The sequence below is a fragment of the Loktanella gaetbuli genome, assembly GCF_020531945.1.
Taxonomy (GTDB): Bacteria; Pseudomonadota; Alphaproteobacteria; order Rhodobacterales; family Rhodobacteraceae; genus Loktanella; species Loktanella gaetbuli.
In genome coordinates, this window is sequence record NZ_JAJATZ010000002.1 from 1 (window position 1) to 18,682 (window position 18,682).

Genomic DNA, 18,682 nt, shown 5'->3' on the forward strand with positions numbered 1-18,682 from the left:
GCGACCCCCGGCGTGACAGGCCGGTACTCTAACCAACTGAGCTACAACCGCGCATCTTGACCACCTTGCGTGTCGCAAAGCGTGCCGCGCTTCTATGCAAGCCCCCCACCCCCGTCAAGCGCGAGAATGCGCAAAATGCGGCACAACGCAAAAATGATTGCGATGCGCCCGCGTGCTAGGTTGGAGGGGGCCAGCCCCCGGTCTTGCAGACCTCCCCCGGGATATTTGAAAAACAGCGACCCCCTCAGCCCTGCGCCAGTCGCGCCCGCAGATCGGCGCGGATGATTTTGCCTGTGGTGGTCAGTGGCAGGCAGCCTGCAAAGATGATGCGCCGCGGTGCCTCATGGGCAGCCAGCCGATTGCGAACATGCGCGATCAGCGTGTCGGCAAGTGCATCTTCCCCCACCGCACCTGACACCAGTTGCACGAATGCCACGATCACCTCGCCCCGGATTGGATCGGGGGCACCGACGACGCCGGCCATCTGCACGGCAGGATGCGTCAGCAGACAATCCTCGATTTCCGCAGGACCGATCCGGTAACCGCCCGATGATATGATGTCATCGTCCCGTCCCTTGAACCGGATGCGCCCATCCGGGCACCATGTGCCACGATCACCAGTCAGCAACCAGTTGCCGCGCATCTTGGCCTCTGTCGCAGCCGGATTGTTCCAGTAGCGCAGGAACATGACCGGGTCGGGACTGCGGCAGGCGATATCGCCCTCTGCCCCGACTGGGCAGGGCTGGCCGTCGGGATCGATGACCTGCACATCATGACCGGGCACAGCAAACCCCATTACGCCGGGGACAGCCGGTGCCAGTGCCGCACAGGAACTGACGATCATGTTGCATTCGGTCTGGCCGTAAAATTCGTTGATCGTACACCCCAGCACCCGCTGGCCCCAGTCGATCAGCTCTGTGCCCAGCGTTTCGCCGCCACTGGCGACAGAGCGCAGGTTCAGCTGCGGCGGGTCCGGCATCAGCCGCATGATCTTGAGCGCGGTCGGCGGCAGAAACGCGTTGCGCACACCATGATCCCGCATCAAGGCAAAGGCCGCCTCTGCCGTGAACTTGGCAAAGCGGCAGGCCACGACGGGAATGCCGTGATGCAATGCGGGCAGGAGCACATCCAGCAATCCGCCAATCCATGCCCAATCGGCCGGCGTCCAGATCCGGTCACCGGGTTGCGGCAGGAAATCGTGGCTCATCTCGACGCCCGGCAGATGGCCCAGCAGAACGCGGTGGGCGTGCAGCGCCCCTTTGGGTGCGCCAGTGGTGCCAGAGGTGTAGATCAGCAGTGCAGGGTCGTCCGCTGCAGTCCGGGCAGGGGTAAAAACATCGGGCAATCCTGCCAAGGTGGCATCCAGATCCGCACCGATCACGATGACGCAGACCAGATCAGGCAGATCAGCGCGGATCGTGTCGATCTTGGCTGCACCCGCGGCGTCGGTCACCAGCACGCAGGCACCCGAATCGCGCAATCGGTGGCGCAGGGCGTCAGGCCCGAACAGGGTGAACAACGGGATGGAAATGGCCCCCAGCTTGAACGCTGCAAGGTGTGTCATCGCTGTTTCGACCGATTGCGGCAGCAGCACGCCGATCCGGCTGCCAGCGCTTGCGTAGCGTGACAGCAGCCTTGCCATCTGATTGCTGAGGCTGCGCAACCGGGCAAATGTCACGGTGCGCGGATTGTCACCGGAGGCGTCGATAATCGCGGCCGCATCCGGATGCAGATCCGCGACGCGGTCGCAACAATCAACGCCGATGTTGTAGTGGCGCGGAATATCCCAGCGAAACGCATCACGGGTCCGGGCATAGTCGGATTTCTGGCTCAACATCTGCCGATCTGGCCCCGCACCGATGCGCGCGTCAAGCTTCGTGTGATGGCGTCAGGTGCGATGGTGGGTGGTGAGGGGCTCGAACCCCCGACATTTTCGGTGTAAACGAAACGCTCTACCAACTGAGCTAACCACCCGCTGGTGACGGATTACCCAATGCCGAGGGCGAGCGCAACTCTTCCTGGCGACCCTGGCTGAGGTAAAATACGTTGCCCTGCCCCCCCGGCAGATCAGCCAGCGCCTCGGGCCCCAGTCCCAGCACCAGACGGCGCAGCACGCGGCTGATGATGCCGTGACACACGACGACCGCCGGACAGTCCAGATCATCCAGAAACGCCTGCGCGCGGGCGGTCAGTGCTGCCAGCCCCTCACCCGGGGCCCGCGCATAGAGCGTGACATCCCCGTCCGGTCCCTCGACCAGGTCACCCGTGACGAGGTTGCGTCGCAAACAGCCCTGCCAAGCGCCCACGTCGATTTCCATCAGGCGGTCGTCCGTGCGGATCGTGGTGGCAAGCGGTCCCAACGCGATCGCAGCCGTCTGCACAGCGCGGCCCAGCGGGCTGGTGTAAAAGGCAAATCCGGTCAGATTCGCACGCGCCAGCAGCGCTGCCTGTGCATGGGCCTGCGCCACGCCGCGCGGTGTCAGCGGTGAATTCAGGTGGCCCTGCATGCGACCTTCGGCGTTCCAGAAGGTTTCGCCATGCCGCAGTATGTAGAGGTCCGGATAGGTCATCCCGTTGGTCCCTTGTTCATGCGCCGACAATGCAAAAAGGCGCCACCCTGCGGTGACGCCTTTTGTATTCTGGTGGGTGATAAGAGATTTGAACTCCTGACATCTTCGATGTGAACGAAGCGCTCTACCACTGAGCTAATCACCCGCGAGTGGGGATTTAGCCGTCCTCGTCGTCGTCTGCAACCCCGGTTTTTGAAGTGTTTGGCCCCGCGCCCTGACCAGCGCCATCCTTCATCGTGCGCAGCTTGAGCGTCAGCATCTGCGCGCCCTCACCCAGATCCTTGGATTTGATGGATTTCAACTTGCCCATCGGTGGCAATATCAGCTCGCCTCCGGCCAGCAGGATATCGGCCAGTTCCGCCATGGCGGCCTCGATCGCGGGTTTGGCGTCCTTTTTCTTGACGCCGGACCGCGCCACGGCACGGTCGATGAATTCGGGTTTCTTGATTGGCTCGCCTGCGTCCAATGCGGTCGCGGTCCCGACCACTTTGGGCGTCGGGGCGGCCACTTGCGCCTTGGCCGGGATCGTGTCGACCTTTGGTGTCGCAGGCTTGAGTGTGACGGTCTTGCCCTCGGTGGCGGGGTTCGTTTTCGATGACATCGCAGGCTCCGATTCCGGTTTGAACCAACCTTAGCGAAACTTTGCGGCCTGACCATGACCGATCCACAGGAATCCACGACCTGTGACGACCGTGCCGCCAAAACGCAAACAGCCCCGCCGGTGTGGCGGGGCTGCGTTGGCTAGATTTCCAGAGGGTCAGTGAAAGCCGGTCGATGCCTCCAGGCCCCGACGGGCCAGCGTGGCAGCTGCGGCGGCATCCTCTGCCTCCTGGTCCCATTCGATCGGCTCGGGCTGGCGGACCAATGCATGTTCCAGAACCTCTGACACATGCGTCACGGGGATCAGGGTCAGACCTTCCTTCACGTTGTCGGGAATATCGGCCAGATCCTTTTCGTTTTCCGCCGGAATCAGCACGGTCTTGATCCCGCCGCGCAGGGCGGCCAGCAGTTTCTCCTTGAGCCCGCCAATCGGCATCGCGTTGCCGCGCAGAGATACCTCGCCAGTCATGGCGATATCCTTGCGTACCGGAATCTGCGTCAGGACCGATACGATCGACGTGACCATGGCCAGACCGGCGCTCGGGCCGTCCTTGGGTGTGGCCCCGTCCGGCACGTGCACGTGGATGTCCAGCGTGTCGAACTTAGGCGGCTTGACCCCGATCTGCGGTGCCACCGACCGGACATAGCTACTGGCGGCGTCGATGGATTCCTTCATCACGTCGCCCAGTTTTCCGGTCGTCTTCATCCGGCCCTTGCCCGGCAGGCGCAGCGCCTCGATGCTCAGCAGTTCGCCACCGACCGACGTATAGGCCAGCCCGGTGACAACACCGATCTGATCCTCTTGTTCGGCCAGACCGTAGCGATGTTTGCGCACACCCAAGTAGTCGCCCAGATTTTCGGCCGTCACATCAACGGCTTCGACCTCTTTCTTGACGATCTTCGTCACCGCCTTGCGGGCAACCTTGGCCAGTTCGCGTTCAAAGTTACGCACACCGGCCTCGCGGGTGTAATACCGCGCGATATCGGTCAGGGCGCTGTCGTCGACGGCAAACTCCTTGGACTTCAACCCGTGGTTTTTCATGACCTTGGGCAGCAGGTGCTGGCGCGCGATCTCGCGCTTTTCGTCCTCGGTGTAGCCGGACAGACCGATGATCTCCATCCGGTCCAGCAACGGCCCCGGCATGTTGTAAGAGTTCGCCGTCGTCAGGAACATCACGTTCGACAGGTCGTATTCGACCTCGAGGTAGTGATCGACAAAGCTTCCGTTCTGTTCCGGGTCCAGCACCTCGAGCATGGCAGACGCAGGGTCGCCACGGAAATCCTGACCCATCTTGTCGATTTCATCGAGCAGGATCAGCGGGTTTGTGGTTTTCGCCTTTTTCAGCGCCTGAATGATCTTGCCCGGCATCGACCCGATGTAGGTCCGACGGTGACCGCGGATTTCGGATTCGTCGCGCACGCCACCCAGCGAGATGCGAATGAACTCGCGGCCCGTCGCCTTGGCCACGGATTTACCAAGCGAGGTTTTACCCACGCCCGGAGGGCCGACAAGGCACATGATCGGGCCTTTCAGCTTTTTGCTGCGCTGCTGCACGGCGAGGTATTCGACGATGCGTTCCTTGACCTTTTCGAGGCCATAGTGGTCGTCATCCAGGACCTTTTGCGCGTGACCAAGGTCCTTTTTCGTGCGCGATTTGGTGCCCCATGGCACCGCCAGGATCCAGTCCAGGTAATTGCGCACGACAGTAGCCTCTGCCGACATGGGCGACATGTTCTTGAGCTTTTTCAGCTCCGCATCGACCTTTTCGCGCGCCTCCTTGGACAGCTTGGTGTCATTGATCCGCGCTTCCAGCTCGTCGACCTCGTTCTGGCCGTCCTCGCCGTCGCCCAGCTCCTTCTGGATCGCCTTCATCTGTTCGTTCAGATAGTATTCGCGCTGCGTGCGCTCCATCTGAGTTTTCACGCGGGTCTTGATCTTTTTCTCGACCTGCAGCACGGACATCTCGCCCTGCATCTGGCCGTAAACTTTTTCAAGACGCTCGGACACGGACAGGGTTTCCAGCAGTTTCTGCTTTTCATCCACCTCGATCCCCAGATGACCTGCGATCAGATCGGCCAGCTTGGCAGGCTCCGTCGCTTCGCTGACGGCGGCCATGGCTTCTTCGGGGATGTTCTTCTTGACCTTGGCATAGCGTTCGAACTCTGCCGCTGCAGTGCGGGTCAGCGCCTTGAGCTCGTCCTCCTGACCGGGGACTTCCTCCAGATAGCGGGCCGATGCCTCAAAGAACTGGTCATTCTCGTGGAATTCCGTGATTTCGACGCGCGCACGCCCTTCGACCAGCACCTTGACGGTGCCATCGGGCAATTTGAGCAATTGCAGCACATTCGCCAGAACGCCGGTCCGGTAGATGCCGTCGATCGCGGGATCATCTTCGCCCGGATTCATCTGGCTGGACAACAGGATCTGCTTGTCGTCACGCATCACCTCTTCGAGCGCGCGGACGGATTTTTCGCGGCCGACGAACAGCGGCACGATCATGTGCGGGAACACAACGATGTCGCGCAGCGGCAGGACGGGGTATGATGTCGCAAGTGGCTCTTGCATGGTATTTTTCCTTGTTTTGGCAAGACGGACCGGCCCCAATGCGGCGGCGCTCGTCCATCTCCTCGAACACAATATCTGGGGCATCAACCGATGCATTTCAACCAGACGATTGCCGCGCACTGGCGGCCATGATGAAACCTGCGCCGCACAATAACAACCCGCAGATATCAATTCAGCCCGCGCGGCACGCTCGACCCCGCAGCCCGTCCGGCCTGCCCTACAGCGCTAACACTGACAAGGCAGCCCGATGCGGGTCGCACCACCGGTCATTCGCGGGTCAGCACCGAGGCGACGGTCACGAACAGGACCATCTCGCCCGTGTTCACGTCAAACTGATCAAGACGCAGGATGCGGTCGTCGAAATAGGGGATCAACACCACCTGCCCTTCGAACCGCACGCCATCGGCATCCGCCTGATCGAAACCGAATTTGGCCACGAACTGCGGCAACTCTTCTGGTCCGCAGGGCGTGTCCGACAGCACATCGGCCAGCACCTCGGCTTCTGTGGTCTCCAGCAGATCATCCACCTGATCCACGTTGTAGACGGGGGTAGGTGACAGGACCATCGGCAGCCCCTCGCCCCCCATCGCCGCCGCGATCGCCTCGACACTCAGGATACCGTCCGTCCCGATTGTGACACGTTCGGCCTCGGCGCGGGGCTGGATTTCCGTCTGGTCGATGACCGCGTTGACCGCCGACAGATAGGTGTCACCGCGCCAATCACCTGCCAGCATGTCCAGCAGGGCCGCATTGTCGGTGACGCCGCACAGACTCTCTGCGCGCAAACCCGCGGGCAGCAGCAAGAGGATGGCAAGAATGAAACGCATGGCTTGGCTCCTGAAATTACAGCGGGTCGATATCGCCCTGTGCGCGTCCCGCATGAAAGCCGGCCTCCCATTCGGCAAAGGTGCCCGCTGCGATGGCCGTGCGCATCTCCTGCATGATGACTTGGAAGTAATGAAGGTTATGCCATGTCAAAAGCATGCCCGAAATCATTTCCTTGGCCCGGAACACGTGGTGCAGATAGGCGCGGGAATAGCCTGTGCAGGCCGGGCAGCTGCATCCCTCGTCCAGCGGGCGGGGGTCGTCCTGATGGCGGGCGTTCTTGATGTTCACGACGCCGTGGCGGGTGAACGCCTGCCCCGTGCGCCCGGACCGGCTGGGCAGCACGCAATCCATCATGTCGATCCCGCGTTTGACCGCACCCACGATGTCGTCGGGTTTGCCCACCCCCATCAGATAGCGCGGCTTGTCCACTGGCAGCATGTCGGTCGCATAATCGAGACAGCCGAACATCGCCTCTTGTCCTTCGCCCACGGCAAGTCCGCCGACGGCGTAACCCTCGAACCCGATGTCGATCAGGGCCTTTGCGCTTTCGGCGCGCAGGTCGCGTTCCAGACCACCCTGCTGGATGCCGAACAGCGCGTATCCCGGCCGGTCACCAAAGGCCGCGCGACTGCGCGCAGCCCAGCGCATCGACAGCCGCATGCTGTCCTCGATGCGCGTGCGGTCCGCTGGCAAGGCGGGACACTCATCAAAGGCCATCACGATGTCCGACCCCAGCAGGCGCTGGATTTCCATGCTGCGTTCCGGTGACAGATGATGGCGCGATCCATCCACGTGACTGCGAAAGGTCACACCGTCCTCGGTCAGTTTGCGTAGCTCTGCCAGTGACATGACCTGAAACCCGCCGCTGTCGGTCAGAATGGGTTTGTTCCAGTTCATGAACCCGTGCAGCCCGCCCAGCCGGTCGATGCGTTCCGCAGTGGGGCGCAGCATCAGGTGATAGGTATTGCCCAGCAGCACATCCGCACCGGTGGCCGCAACACTGTCCGGCAGCATCGCCTTGACCGTGGCCGCCGTCCCCACCGGCATGAAGGCCGGTGTGCGGATGTCGCCGCGCGGCGTATGGATCACACCCGTGCGGGCCGCCCCGTCCGTCGCATGCAAATCGAATGAAAAGCGGTCTGTCATTGTATTGGCCCCGGTCATGTCGCCCCTCCTTAATGCGAAGTGCGCGCGGATGGAATGCATGGGCGAAGACCTGCCACTCAGAGGATTTCATCTGGCCGTCACAAACCTGATGCGTCAGCGTTACAACTGCAGGTTTTAGACCGCCTGCGATAACCAATTAGGGAGAACCCGATGAAAACCCGCATGCTGACATGTGTTGCAGCCCTGGCCGCAACATCCGCCCTGGCCGAGACGCACAGCGCCTCTGGACCGCTGGATGGCTATGGCCCGCGCCCTGCATATCTGATCAGCCAGATGCAGGACGGCCCGCTGAAGGACGCGCTTGCCGCCTGCGAGGGTCAGCAGATCGCCCGCACCGATTTCTCGATCGGTCACCGCGGCGCGCCGCTGATGTTCCCCGAACATACCGTCGAAGCGAACCGCGCCGCCGCTGGCATGGGCGCAGGCATCCTGGAATGTGACGTGACATTTACCGCCGATCACGCACTGGTCTGCCGTCATGCGCAGAACGACCTGCACACGACGACGAACATTCTGGCTACCGATCTGGCCGAGAAATGCACCGCACCCTTTACCCCCGCCGACGGCGATACGCCCGCCAGCGCGGAATGCCGCACGTCGGATCTGACACTGGCCGAATTCCAGACCCTGCGCCCCAAGATGGACGCCGCCGTTTCCACCGCCACCACGGTCGAGGCCTATCTGGGCGGCACTGCAGACTGGCGCACGAACCTGTACGACGACAACGCACAGCTGATGACCCATGCCGAGAGCATTGCGCTGTTTGCGGACCTGGGTGCGAAATTCACCCCCGAACTGAAATCCGCCAGCGTGCCGATGCCCGACGGTGATTTCACGCAAGAGGAATATGCACAGAAACTGGTCGATGAATACGTCGCTGCCGGGGTCGATCCCGCAGATGTCTGGCTGCAATCGTTCAATCTGGACGATGTGAAATACTGGATCGCGAACACCCCGGATTTCGGCGCACAGGCCGTTTATCTCGACGACCGCTATGAGGCATCGGACGATGACGAAGGTCCGATCGACCCGCTGGACCCGGCGACTTTTCAGCCAACGATGCAGGAACTGGCCGATATGGGCGTGAACTATATCGCACCGCCGCTGTGGATGCTGATCACGCTGGACGATGCAGGCCAGATCGTTCCGTCGCCCTATGCGACTGCGGCCAAGGACGCCGGTCTGAACATCATCGCATGGAGCTACGAGCGCAGCGGTCCGCTGGCCACCGGTGGTGGATGGTATTTCCAGTCCGTTGCAGACGCGATCAGCAGTGACGGCGACTACTACGAAGTGCTGGACGTTCTGGCACAAGACGTCGGCATCGAAGGCATGTTCAGCGACTGGCCTGCGACGGTCACCTATTACGCCAACTGCATGGGCCTGTAATAACAGAGGCGCGGGTCACCCTTTACGGCCCGCGCCGCTAATCCTATATGATTGGTCAGGAATAGCCGGGAATCGAAGACATGACCGATCAGACACCGATGGAAGGCACGCCACTGATTGCGCCTTCCTCTACCGATCATCCACTGCACGAAAAGATCGTCGAGGCCTGCCGGTCCGTCTATGATCCCGAAATCCCGGTCAACATCTATGACCTGGGCTTGATCTATACGATCGCGATCGACGACGAAAACGCGGTGAACATCACGATGACACTGACGGCCCCGGGTTGCCCCGTGGCTGGCGAAATGCCTGGCTGGGTCGCCGATGCGGTCGAACCTCTCGAAGGTGTGAAGCACGTCGACGTCGAAATGACCTTCGAGCCGCAGTGGGGCATGGACATGATGTCGGACGAGGCGCGGCTGGAACTGGGGTTCATGTAACCCCGACTGCCGTCGTTTCAGACCCGATCGTCGGGGCGCGACCACGATGCACCACGCGCATGCGATCTTGTGCGATCGCACCGGGCTGCTCCCTCTTGCGCACTGCGAGACCGCCCCCCTTGAGACACGGTGCCATCCCGCCTACATTGAAAAGGCATCAGAAAGGACATCCCATGTTCGGCATTCCCGGCAAACAGGCCGTCACCATCACCGACAAGGCCGCGCGCCAGATCGCGAAACTGATGGCCAAGGACGGGTCGCAGGGCCTGCGTATCGGCGTCAAGAAGGGCGGATGCGCTGGCATGGAATACACGATGGACTACGTGTCAGAGGTCGATCCGATGGACGAGGTCGTGGAACAGGACGGCGCACGGGTGATGATTGCACCCATGGCGCAAATGTTCCTGTTCGGCACGGAAATCGACTATGAAACCACTCTGCTGGAAAGCGGTTTCAAGTTCCGCAACCCTAACGTCGTGGATGCCTGCGGCTGCGGCGAGTCGATCAAGTTCAACGAGGCGATCACGACCACTTAGGTCTTTTGCAGGTGAACGTAGGTTTCATTGAACCGTCTTTGCAGATGATCCAATGCCATCACAGGTGCGGCACCCGCTGGGGCCACATTGGCATCATGGTCAGGGTTGAAAAACAACGGCACTGAAATTCGTTCGTCCTGCGTGCCGATGACGCGGTGCGGGGTCGCTTTGACCCTTCCAGCGGTCCAGATTTCCAGCATCTCTCCGAAATTGATGACGAATTCACCCGGTGGTGCGCTTACGGGAATCCAGCCGCCACCGCGCTGGCGGACCTCCAGACCGGGCGATCCGTCAGTCGCCAACAAGGTCAGGCACCCGTAATCGGTATGCGTGGCGATCCCGAAATCCCTAGCCCCTGCCGACGCCGGGCGCCGCGGATAGAAATTCCCACGCAGCAGGGCCATCGGTGTGCCGAACTTGTCCGCAAAAAACGGGCCATCCTCGCCCACGGCATTTAGAATCGCGACCAGCAGACCGCGCGCCACAAGACAGGCATCGGTAAAATAACGCCGCAGCAGCGGCGCAAAATCGGCTGGCTGATCGGGCCACTGGTTGCGCGCATAGGCCGGAATGCCCGCCGTCCGGTAGGGATGACTGGCAGGCAGCGTGACGCCACAATCAAAAACCTGTTTGTAATCGGGATTGGCGTCGGGATTGACCTGTTCCGACCCGGACGCCCCCCAGCCCCGGTTCGATCCGGTGCGGGACATGTCGACGGTTTGCTTGGCCGCGGCTGGCAGGTGGAAAAATGCGCGGTAGGCCACAATGACATCTGACACGCGTGCGGGCGTCAACGCCGTGTTGTGAATGGTCAGGAACCCAACCCCGGTTGCTGCGGTCGCGGCCGCGTCACGCGCTGCAGCGTGGCCTGCGTGCTGCGGATCGGTCAATGCGGCGGCGTCAATACGTGGGATCATGGTCGGCCTTTCCGTTCTGTGTGCGACTTGCTACCAAAGCCGCGGGCATTGGCAAAGGGGACCTCTCATGCGACGCAAACTGGCGGCAGGCAACTGGAAGATGAACGGCTTGGTCGATGACCTGAGCGAAATCAAGGCGTTGACAGAGGCACACCCGGACCCGGACGTGGATATGCTGATCTGCGCCCCCGCCACACTGATCGCACAAATGGCCTGGGCGCGTGGGACCCATGCGCTCCAGATCGGTGGTCAGACCTGCCATGCCGAACGCAGCGGCGCACATACGGGCGACATCAGCGCACCGATGCTGCGTGATGCAGGTGCCAGCCACGTGCTGGTCGGCCATTCAGAACGCCGCACCGACCACGGCGAAACTGACGCCGATGTCGCAGGGCAAGCCGCAGCCGCTCATGCAGCAGGCCTAGTGGCGGTGATCTGCATCGGTGAAACGCTGGACCAACGCGAAAGCGGTCATGCGCTGACGGTCATCACAGACCAACTGCGCGGATCGCTGCCGCCCGGTGCGACAGCCGCCAACACGGTCATCGCCTACGAACCGGTCTGGGCGATCGGCACCGGCAAGGTGCCCACCACCGAACAGATCGGCGAAGTGCATGGCACCCTGCGCGCCACCCTGCGCGACCTGATGAAACAGGCCGAGGGCGTGCGTCTGCTTTATGGTGGGTCGGTCAAGGGATCGAATGCGGGCGAAATCTTTGCCGTCGCGGATGTGGATGGTGCCCTGGTCGGTGGTGCCAGCCTGAAGGCCGCCGATTTCTCTCCCATCGTGTCGGCGCTGGAAAACGCCTGAGGTCAGCCCGGCAAGCGCTGCCGCAACCGCAACACGGCGCTGGGCAGATCCGTCAGCCAGTCCTCGGGCGGGACACCCGGAATCTCGGGCGCTGATTCCACGATACCACCCGCCATCAGCACTGCCCCGTCGGGCAGTGCTGCACGCAGGTCATCCACCAGGCTGGCAAAGATCAGCGCGTCCCCCTGCCCGTAACCCACAAGCACCACGACATCGTGGCTGCCTTCGCGGGCACGTTTCAGGATACTCGCCTGCGTCCCACCAATGCAGATTTCGACGTCCCATCCGTCATCGCGCAGCAGGTTGGCGAAAATCTCGATTCCCAGCGTGTGGGTTTCACCCGGGGCCAGCGCCAGCATGGCGTGGGGCGCATCGCCCTTGCGCCCATCTGCGCGGTCCTGATGCGCGCTGAGTTCACGGACGATCTGATGCAGTCGCCCGGATCCCAGTGTCACCTCGGCAAAGCTGCGGCAATCATCGACCCAATCCTGCCCCAGCCTGCGCGCCGCAGATGCGATATAACCAATGTAGATCTTGGCCGGCGAATTGCCGTCATCAAGCAAACCCTTGATGTATTGCTTCAGCGGCTTGCTGTCCGGCTCTGTCAGCAGCTGGCACAGGCGGTCGATTTCCGCGCGGCCGGGATCGAACCCCTGTTCTGCCGCTTTTGGCATCCGAAATGCCAGACGTCGCATCGCTTCCTTGGCCACATCACGCACCGAATCGTCCGACGTGCGCCGGTACGCTGGATCGCCTTGGTTTTTCCGGCTGTCTTTCTCGGTCACGGCCTCCCCTCCCGGCAGACTCAAGCGCTGTCAGTAGCCTGACTTATCCTGCACCCCGTTGTATACATTTTTTTACGGAATGCTTTGGTATGCCGACCGGGGGGACAGAATGCCGCAACCCATGCTTGCACATGGTCGCGGCTGGTAGCATGCAGAGATCATGGAACATTTTGATCAAAGCCCGACCGATCCGGCCTTCGTGCAGGACCCATATCCGTTTTACGACAGCATGCGGGCAGCCGGTGATTTCGCCTACTGGACGGACTATGCCATGCCCTGTGCGGTCAGCCATGCCGCCGTATCAGCCGTGCTGCGTGACAAACGCATGGGCCGCGCGCCACTGACGCAACCAGCAGCCGACCCCGCGCGCGCCGCATTCGACGCCGTCGAGGCCCATTCCATGCTGGAACTTGAGGCCCCGGACCACACTCGCCTGCGCGGTCTGGTGCTGCGCGCCTTTACCTCGCGCACCATTGCCGCCCTCGAGGACGGAATCAGGTCGCTATGCCATGACCTGATCGATCGTTTTCCGAACGGGGCGTTCGATCTGCTGGACGCCTACGCCCGGCCCGTGCCGGTGATTACCATCGCCCGCCTGCTGGGTGTTCCGGAACAGGCGGCGGATGACCTGCTGCGCTGGTCAAACGCCATGGTTGCGATGTATCAGGCCCGCCTGACACCGCAGATCATGGCCGAGGCGGACAGCGCCACTCGCGCGTTTACCGCTTTTCTTCGGGATCATATCGCTGCCAAGCGCGCGACACCCGGCGATGACCTGCTGTCCACCCTGATCGCCGCCCGCGACGGCGACGCCCGCCTGTCGGAACCGGAACTGATTTCGACTGCGATCCTGTTGCTGAATGCAGGCCACGAGGCGACGGTTCACACCCTAGGCAACGGCGTGGCGACCATGCTGAAAACCGGACAGCGCCGCGCCGATGCCGCCGCGGTCGAGGAAATCATGCGCCATGACCCGCCGCTGCACATGTTCACGCGCTGGGTCTATGCCCCCTGCGAGGTGCTGGGACAGACATTTCAACGCGGCGACCGGATTGCATGCCTGCTGGGGGCCGCCAATCGCGACCCTGCGATCTGGTCAGAGCCGCACCGGTTCGACCCCGACCGTTCGGGTCCGGCACATGTGGCATTCGGCGGCGGCATCCATTTCTGCGTCGGCGCACCGCTGGCACGTCTGGAGTTGCGTGTCGCTCTCGATGTGCTGTGGGAAAGGCTGCCGCATCTGGAACAGGTGACAAGGCCTGTCTATGCGGATGCGTTTCATTTCCACGGGCTGGAACGTTTGATGGTGCGGGACGCCTCCGGCGGGAGTATTTGAGGCAAGATGATGCGACTAGAGCGGCAGCGCCACCGTGGATTTGATTTCCTCCATCGACAGCAACGCCGTGACGGTGTGGACCTTTACCTCTGAAATGAGCGCCTGATAAAAGATGTCATAGGCGCGGGCATTGGCGACGCGCACCTTGAGGATGTAGTCGATATCGCCTGCGAGGCGGTGCGCCTCTTGCACCTCTGGCCGGGCGGTCAGCGCATTCAGGAACCGCTCCTGCCAGACCGCATCATGTTCGCTGGTGCGGATCAGAACAAAGAAGCACGCCTCGAACCCCAGGGCCTCGGCGTCCAGCAGGACGGTCTGCGATTTGATGATCCCCGCCTCGCGCAGCTTGCGGATCCGGTTCCAGACCGGCGTCTTGGACGACCCGATTTCGGTGGCGATCTCGTCCAGCGACCGTGATGCATCGCGCTGCAATGCCGCAAGAATTTTCCGGTCTGTGTCATCGATACGGATCGTCATTCGCATATCCTGCCATTTGTAGAACATTGCACCAAAACAGTGCAGCCACTGGAACGTGCGTTCTTAACTAAGCGGGCCACTGTCAAAATACCAGAACAATGTTCTATATGTCAGGGCAGAACCGAAAGGATGCGCAATGGATCATTTTCCCGTTTTCATGGCCGTCGCTGGACGCCGCATCGTCCTGTCCGGTGGTGGCGAGGCCGCCCTGGCCAAGCTGCGCCTGATCCTCAAGACCCGCGCTCATGTGACGGTCTTTGCCGCTGACGCCCATCCCGACCTGCACCGATTGGCGCATGAGGGCAAGCTGACGCTGGTCCAGCGCGCGATGGAGCCCGGCGACGCGATGTGCGCCGTGCTGTTTTATGCCGCCAACGAGGATGATACCGAGGATGCCCGCGTGGCGGCCCTTGCGCATCGCGATGGGGCCCGCGTCAATATTGTCGACAATCTGGCCGACAGCCAGTTCATCACGCCTGCCATCGTGGACCGTGACCCAGTTGTCATCGCGATCGGCACCGAAGGGGCCGCACCCGTTCTGGCCCGCAAGATCAAGGCTGATCTTGAGGAACGCCTGCCGACATCGCTGGGCCTGCTGGCGCGGATCGGCAAGACGTTTCGGTCTGCGGTCGATGTTTTGCCCATGGGCCGCGTGCGCCGCGATTTCTGGTCCGCATTCTATTTCGATGCGGGGCCAAAGGCGCTGGAAGCTGGCGGCGAGGAGGCAATCCTGCCGACACTGAACACCCTGCTCGATGATGCGATCAACACACCCGCCAAGGTCGGCCATGTCGATCTGGTCGGGGCGGGACCGGGCGACCCGGACCTGCTGACGCTCAAGGCGCGCCGCGCGCTCGATACTGCTGATGTGGTGATCTACGACCGGCTGGTGACGCCCGAGATCCTGGAGCTGGCGCGGCGCGAGGCACTGATGATCGACGCCGGCAAGGAAGGTTTCGGCAGCGCCATGGCGCAGGACGACATCGATGCGCTGATCGTGCAGCACGCGCAGGACGGGCACCATGTCGTGCGCCTCAAATCCGGCGATCCCACGGTCTTTGGCCGGCTGGACGAGGAAATCGAGGCCTGCACCGCAGCGGGTGTCAGCTGGCGCATCATCCCCGGTATCACCGCCGCAAGTGCGGCCGTCGCAAGTCTGGGCCAGAGCCTGACCAAACGTGGCCGCAATTCATCCGTGCGGTATATGACCGGCCACGACACACGCGGCTTTGCCGATCATGACTGGAAAGCGCTGGCCCGCCCCGGCGAGGTCGCCGCGATCTACATGGGCAAACGGGCGGCACGGTTCATTCAGGGCCGCCTGCTGATGCATGGTGCCGATCCCGCAACCCCCGTGACCATCATCGAAAACGTCAGCCGCACCGATCAGCGTATTCTGGCCACCACATTGGCCCAGCTGGAACCGACCCTGACAGAGGCCCGTTTATCAGGTCCGACCCTGACGTTCCTCGGTCTTGCACCGCGCGACGCATTGGCCGCCAGCAACGATATCCCCGCAGAGGAATTTGCATAATGCCCAAGGCTTTCACACCAAAAGTCATCACCGCCAACGCGCTTCTCGAGGGTGACGCTGTCTGGCTGACCGACGACGACCGCTGGTCGCGCGACATCGCAGAGGCCGAACTGCTGACCGACGAGGCCCACGCCGAACTGCGCCTGCTGGAGGCCAGCGCGCGTCAGTCCGAAATCGCAGGGGCCTATCTGGCCGACGCACAAGAGGGCGAAGCGGGACCAGAGCCCGTGCATTTCCGAGAGGCGTTCCGCACGCGCGGACCATCGAACTATCCCCACGGCAAACAGACGAGGGCCTGATCCATGTACAAGTATAACGATTTCGACGCCGCATTCGTGCGCGAACGTGTCGCCCAATTCCGCGGTCAGGTCGAACGCCGCATCGACGGGTCCCTGACCGAGGACGAATTCAAGCCGCTGCGCCTGATGAACGGTCTGTATCTGCAACTGCACGCCTACATGCTGCGAGTGGCCGTGCCCTATGGCACGCTGAACAGCGCGCAGATGCGCCAGCTTGCCATGATCGCGGACCGTTGGGACAAGGGCTATGGCCATTTCACCACACGGCAAAACATCCAGTACAACTGGCCGGAACTGCGTGACGTGCCCGATATCCTTGACGCACTGGCGGACGTGGAAATGCACGCCATCCAGACCAGCGGCAACACGATCCGCAACGTGACGGCTGACCATTTCGCCGGTGCGGCCGCTGACGAAATCGCGGACCCCCGCCCCTATGCGGAACTGTTGCGGCAATGGTCCACGGACCATCCCGAATTTCAGTTCCTGCCGCGCAAGTTCAAGATCGCGGTGACCGGGGCCGAGGCCGACCGCGCGGTCATCCGCGCCCACGACATCGGACTGCAACTGGTCCGTAATGACGCCGGAAAAATCGGGTTCCGCGTGCTGGTGGGCGGTGGTCTGGGCCGGACGCCGATGATCGGCAAGGTGCTGACGGACTATCTGCCCGTGGCCGACCTGCTGCCCTACTGCGAGGCGATCGTCAGCGTCTACAACCTGCTGGGCCGCCGCGACAACAAGTACAAGGCACGCATCAAGATTACCGTGCACGAGAACGGCATCGACCAGATCCGGGCCTTGGTGGATGAACGGTTTGCACGCATCCGCGCAGAGTTTTCAGGCGTCGATCAGGCCTTGCTGGCGGAAATCCAGACCGCCTTTGCGCCGCCTGCGTTCAAGACCGCGGAAACCGATGGGTATGAGGCGGCACGTCTGGCCAACCCTGCGTTCCGGTCCTGGTCCGACACCAACCTGACCGCGCACAAGGCGGACGGATATGCCATCGTCAGCGTCTCGATCAAGAAACACGGTGCCACGCCGGGCGATGCGACATCCGACCAGATGCGCGCGCTGGCCGATATCGCCGAAACCTACGGTCATGACGAGTTGCGCATCAGCCATGAACAGAACGTGATCCTGCCGCATGTGCATCAATCCGATCTGCCTGCCGTCTATGCCGCATTGCGTGCGGCGGACCTTGCCACAGCGAACATCGGGCTGGCGTCCGACATCATCGCCTGCCCCGGCATGGACTACTGCGCGCTGGCAACCGCGCGGTCGATCCCCATTGCACAGCAAATCGCGACCCGGTTTGACGAACTTAAACTGGAACACGAGGTCGGCCCGCTGAAGATCAAGATTTCAGGGTGCATCAACGCCTGTGGTCACCACCATGTGGGTCACATCGGCATCCTTGGCCTCGACCGTGCAGGGGTGGAAAACTATCAGATCACGCTGGGCGGCGACGGGTCCGAGGACGCGGCGATCGGCGAACGCGCGGGCCCCGGTTTCAGCGCGGATGAGATCATCCCAGCCATCGAACGGCTGGTGCTGGGCTACCTCGATCTGCGTGAGGACGCGTCCGAGACATTTCTTCAGGCCTACCGCCGTCTGGGCGCGGGTCCGTTCAAGGCGGTCCTTTATCCTGACAAGGAAGGTGCACGCGATGCCGCTTGATAACCTGTCCGACAGGGTCACGTCCCTGAATGAGGCCTACAAACACCATTCGGCCCGCGCTGTTCTGGAACGCGCCCTGACCGACAGCCAGACAGGCAAACTCACGCTTGTCAGCTCTTTCGGGGCGGAATCCGTGGCGCTGCTGCATATGGTGTCGGTGCTGGATCGCAACCTGCCGGTGTTGTTCCTGGATACCGAGATGCTGTTTGCGGAAACGCTGACCTACCAGATGGAAGTCGCGGAACGCCTGCACCTGGGCGACGTGCGCGTCCTGCATCCCGACCGTGATGCGCTGCTGGCACGCGACAACGAAGGGCTGCTGCATCTGTCGGACCCTGACGGCTGCTGCGCCCTGCGCAAGACCGAACCGCTGATGCGCGCCTTGGGCGAATTCGACGGCTGGATCACCGGGCGCAAGCAATACCAGGGCGGTCAGCGCAAGGCATTGCCGTTCTTCGAGGCAGACGGCGACCTGCTCAAGGTCAACCCGCTGGCTCATTGGACCCGTGACGATGTGCAGGATTACATGGTCGAAAACCGCCTGCCCCGGCATCCGCTGGTGGCGCAGGGGTATCCGTCGATCGGCTGCGCCCCCTGCACGACCAAGGTCGCACCCGGCGAAGACCCGCGCGCGGGCCGCTGGCGCAACCGCGAAAAAACCGAATGCGGCATCCATTTTGTCGACGGCAAGATGGTCCGGATCCCGGCTGGTGCCGGACTTTGAACATCACAGACGCGCGGACCACAACG

At 62.2% G+C, this 18,682-nt stretch carries 18 protein-coding genes and 2 tRNA genes; 9 read left to right on the forward strand and 11 right to left on the reverse strand.

What is annotated here, in order from left to right; genetic code table 11:
- Positions 1–244 precede the first annotated feature (244 nt).
- From LGQ03_RS03570 to tgt, 8 genes are all read right to left on the reverse strand, one after another.
- A complete protein-coding gene (locus LGQ03_RS03570) occupies positions 245–1,837 on the reverse strand; it encodes an AMP-binding protein (RefSeq protein WP_226747277.1) in 1,593 nt (530 codons plus the stop codon).
- 61 nt (positions 1,838–1,898) lie between these two features.
- A tRNA-Val gene (locus tag LGQ03_RS03575) sits at positions 1,899–1,974 on the reverse strand.
- Complete coding sequence (locus tag LGQ03_RS03580; protein ID WP_226747278.1) at positions 1,965–2,570, reverse strand: histidine phosphatase family protein; 606 nt, start codon at positions 2,568–2,570, stop codon at positions 1,965–1,967. The genes LGQ03_RS03575 and LGQ03_RS03580 overlap by 10 nt, the downstream gene beginning before the upstream one ends.
- A 70-nt stretch (positions 2,571–2,640) precedes the next feature.
- Positions 2,641–2,715: transfer RNA gene (locus LGQ03_RS03585), tRNA-Val, on the reverse strand.
- Between the two features lie 12 nt (positions 2,716–2,727).
- Positions 2,728–3,171 (reverse strand): HU family DNA-binding protein, encoded by a 444-nt coding sequence (locus tag LGQ03_RS03590; RefSeq protein WP_226747279.1) that lies wholly within the window; start codon positions 3,169–3,171, stop codon positions 2,728–2,730.
- A gap of 156 nt (positions 3,172–3,327) precedes the next feature.
- Positions 3,328–5,736 carry an endopeptidase La gene (gene lon / locus LGQ03_RS03595; protein ID WP_226747280.1) on the reverse strand — a complete coding sequence of 803 codons (2,409 nt, stop codon included), beginning with the start codon at positions 5,734–5,736 and terminating at the stop codon, positions 3,328–3,330.
- A 266-nt stretch (positions 5,737–6,002) separates the two neighbouring features.
- The gene (locus LGQ03_RS03600) at positions 6,003–6,563 is read right to left on the reverse strand and encodes a hypothetical protein (protein ID WP_226747281.1); all 561 of its coding nucleotides are present in this window, start codon (positions 6,561–6,563) and stop codon (positions 6,003–6,005) included.
- Between the two features lie 16 nt (positions 6,564–6,579).
- Entirely contained in the window at positions 6,580–7,710 is a 1,131-nt protein-coding gene (gene tgt / locus LGQ03_RS03605; RefSeq protein ID WP_226747737.1) for a tRNA guanosine(34) transglycosylase Tgt, read from the reverse strand.
- 171 nt (positions 7,711–7,881) lie between these two features.
- Here tgt and LGQ03_RS03610 point away from each other — a divergent pair, with 171 nt between their 5' ends.
- The 3 genes from LGQ03_RS03610 to LGQ03_RS03620 all read left to right on the forward strand — a co-directional run bounded on the left by LGQ03_RS03610 (position 7,882) and on the right by LGQ03_RS03620 (position 10,096).
- Entirely contained in the window at positions 7,882–9,120 is a 1,239-nt protein-coding gene (locus LGQ03_RS03610) for a glycerophosphodiester phosphodiesterase family protein (RefSeq protein ID WP_226747282.1), read from the forward strand.
- Between the two features lie 80 nt (positions 9,121–9,200).
- Positions 9,201–9,560 (forward strand): SUF system Fe-S cluster assembly protein, encoded by a 360-nt coding sequence (locus tag LGQ03_RS03615; protein WP_056033526.1) that lies wholly within the window; start codon positions 9,201–9,203, stop codon positions 9,558–9,560.
- Positions 9,561–9,733: 173 nt separating this feature from the next.
- Positions 9,734–10,096 carry a HesB/IscA family protein gene (locus LGQ03_RS03620; protein WP_056033529.1) on the forward strand — a complete coding sequence of 121 codons (363 nt, stop codon included), beginning with the start codon at positions 9,734–9,736 and terminating at the stop codon, positions 10,094–10,096.
- Here the strand turns inward: LGQ03_RS03620 and LGQ03_RS03625 are convergent.
- Entirely contained in the window at positions 10,093–11,013 is a 921-nt protein-coding gene (locus tag LGQ03_RS03625) for an isopenicillin N synthase family dioxygenase (protein WP_226747283.1), read from the reverse strand. The two genes, LGQ03_RS03620 and LGQ03_RS03625, sit on opposite strands and share 4 nt — an antisense overlap.
- Positions 11,014–11,080: 67 nt before the next feature.
- On the opposite strand from LGQ03_RS03625, the gene tpiA reads away from it, so the two are divergent.
- The gene (gene tpiA / locus LGQ03_RS03630; RefSeq protein ID WP_226747284.1) at positions 11,081–11,824 is read left to right on the forward strand and encodes a triose-phosphate isomerase; all 744 of its coding nucleotides are present in this window, start codon (positions 11,081–11,083) and stop codon (positions 11,822–11,824) included.
- A gap of 2 nt (positions 11,825–11,826) precedes the next feature.
- On the opposite strand, the gene LGQ03_RS16700 is transcribed toward tpiA, so the two are convergent.
- A complete protein-coding gene (locus LGQ03_RS16700; protein ID WP_226747285.1) occupies positions 11,827–12,609 on the reverse strand; it encodes a cobalamin B12-binding domain-containing protein in 783 nt (260 codons plus the stop codon).
- A 160-nt stretch (positions 12,610–12,769) separates the two neighbouring features.
- Here LGQ03_RS16700 and LGQ03_RS03640 point away from each other — a divergent pair, with 160 nt between their 5' ends.
- Positions 12,770–13,945 (forward strand): cytochrome P450, encoded by a 1,176-nt coding sequence (locus LGQ03_RS03640; RefSeq protein WP_226747286.1) that lies wholly within the window; start codon positions 12,770–12,772, stop codon positions 13,943–13,945.
- Positions 13,946–13,960: 15 nt separating this feature from the next.
- On the opposite strand, the gene LGQ03_RS03645 is transcribed toward LGQ03_RS03640, so the two are convergent.
- A complete protein-coding gene (locus LGQ03_RS03645) occupies positions 13,961–14,422 on the reverse strand; it encodes an Lrp/AsnC family transcriptional regulator (RefSeq protein ID WP_226747287.1) in 462 nt (153 codons plus the stop codon).
- Between the two features lie 136 nt (positions 14,423–14,558).
- Between LGQ03_RS03645 and cysG the strand changes: the two genes are divergently transcribed.
- Genes cysG through LGQ03_RS03665 form a run of 4 tightly spaced genes read left to right on the forward strand, consistent with a single transcriptional unit; the run spans position 14,559 to position 18,656 of the window.
- The gene (gene cysG / locus LGQ03_RS03650) at positions 14,559–15,956 is read left to right on the forward strand and encodes a siroheme synthase CysG (protein WP_226747288.1); all 1,398 of its coding nucleotides are present in this window, start codon (positions 14,559–14,561) and stop codon (positions 15,954–15,956) included.
- The gene (locus tag LGQ03_RS03655; protein ID WP_226747289.1) at positions 15,956–16,255 is read left to right on the forward strand and encodes a DUF2849 domain-containing protein; all 300 of its coding nucleotides are present in this window, start codon (positions 15,956–15,958) and stop codon (positions 16,253–16,255) included. The genes cysG and LGQ03_RS03655 overlap by 1 nt, the downstream gene beginning before the upstream one ends.
- Before the next feature lie 3 nt (positions 16,256–16,258).
- Positions 16,259–17,932, forward strand: coding sequence for a nitrite/sulfite reductase (locus LGQ03_RS03660; protein ID WP_226747290.1), 1,674 nt, complete (start codon positions 16,259–16,261; stop codon positions 17,930–17,932).
- The gene (locus tag LGQ03_RS03665; RefSeq protein WP_226747291.1) at positions 17,922–18,656 is read left to right on the forward strand and encodes a phosphoadenylyl-sulfate reductase; all 735 of its coding nucleotides are present in this window, start codon (positions 17,922–17,924) and stop codon (positions 18,654–18,656) included. Before LGQ03_RS03660 ends, LGQ03_RS03665 begins: the two co-directional genes overlap by 11 nt.
- Positions 18,657–18,682 lie beyond the last annotated feature (26 nt).

Bases quoted from the DNA above. Each gene is read 5' to 3' on its own strand.
- LGQ03_RS03570 (WP_226747277.1), bottom strand. From the start codon at position 1,837: ATGTTGAGCCAGAAATCCGACTATGCCCGGACCCGTGATGCGTTTCGC.
- LGQ03_RS03580 (WP_226747278.1), bottom strand. From the start codon at position 2,570: ATGACCTATCCGGACCTCTACATACTGCGGCATGGCGAAACCTTCTGG.
- LGQ03_RS03590 (WP_226747279.1), bottom strand. From the start codon at position 3,171: ATGTCATCGAAAACGAACCCCGCCACCGAGGGCAAGACCGTCACACTC.
- lon (WP_226747280.1), bottom strand. From the start codon at position 5,736: ATGCAAGAGCCACTTGCGACATCATACCCCGTCCTGCCGCTGCGCGAC.
- LGQ03_RS03600 (WP_226747281.1), bottom strand. From the start codon at position 6,563: ATGCGTTTCATTCTTGCCATCCTCTTGCTGCTGCCCGCGGGTTTGCGC.
- tgt (WP_226747737.1), bottom strand. From the start codon at position 7,710: ATGACAGACCGCTTTTCATTCGATTTGCATGCGACGGACGGGGCGGCC.
- LGQ03_RS03610 (WP_226747282.1), top strand. From the start codon at position 7,882: ATGAAAACCCGCATGCTGACATGTGTTGCAGCCCTGGCCGCAACATCC.
- LGQ03_RS03615 (WP_056033526.1), top strand. From the start codon at position 9,201: ATGACCGATCAGACACCGATGGAAGGCACGCCACTGATTGCGCCTTCC.
- LGQ03_RS03620 (WP_056033529.1), top strand. From the start codon at position 9,734: ATGTTCGGCATTCCCGGCAAACAGGCCGTCACCATCACCGACAAGGCC.
- LGQ03_RS03625 (WP_226747283.1), bottom strand. From the start codon at position 11,013: ATGATCCCACGTATTGACGCCGCCGCATTGACCGATCCGCAGCACGCA.
- tpiA (WP_226747284.1), top strand. From the start codon at position 11,081: ATGCGACGCAAACTGGCGGCAGGCAACTGGAAGATGAACGGCTTGGTC.
- LGQ03_RS03640 (WP_226747286.1), top strand. From the start codon at position 12,770: ATGGAACATTTTGATCAAAGCCCGACCGATCCGGCCTTCGTGCAGGAC.
- LGQ03_RS03645 (WP_226747287.1), bottom strand. From the start codon at position 14,422: ATGACGATCCGTATCGATGACACAGACCGGAAAATTCTTGCGGCATTG.
- cysG (WP_226747288.1), top strand. From the start codon at position 14,559: ATGGATCATTTTCCCGTTTTCATGGCCGTCGCTGGACGCCGCATCGTC.
- LGQ03_RS03655 (WP_226747289.1), top strand. From the start codon at position 15,956: ATGCCCAAGGCTTTCACACCAAAAGTCATCACCGCCAACGCGCTTCTC.
- LGQ03_RS03660 (WP_226747290.1), top strand. From the start codon at position 16,259: ATGTACAAGTATAACGATTTCGACGCCGCATTCGTGCGCGAACGTGTC.
- LGQ03_RS03665 (WP_226747291.1), top strand. From the start codon at position 17,922: ATGCCGCTTGATAACCTGTCCGACAGGGTCACGTCCCTGAATGAGGCC.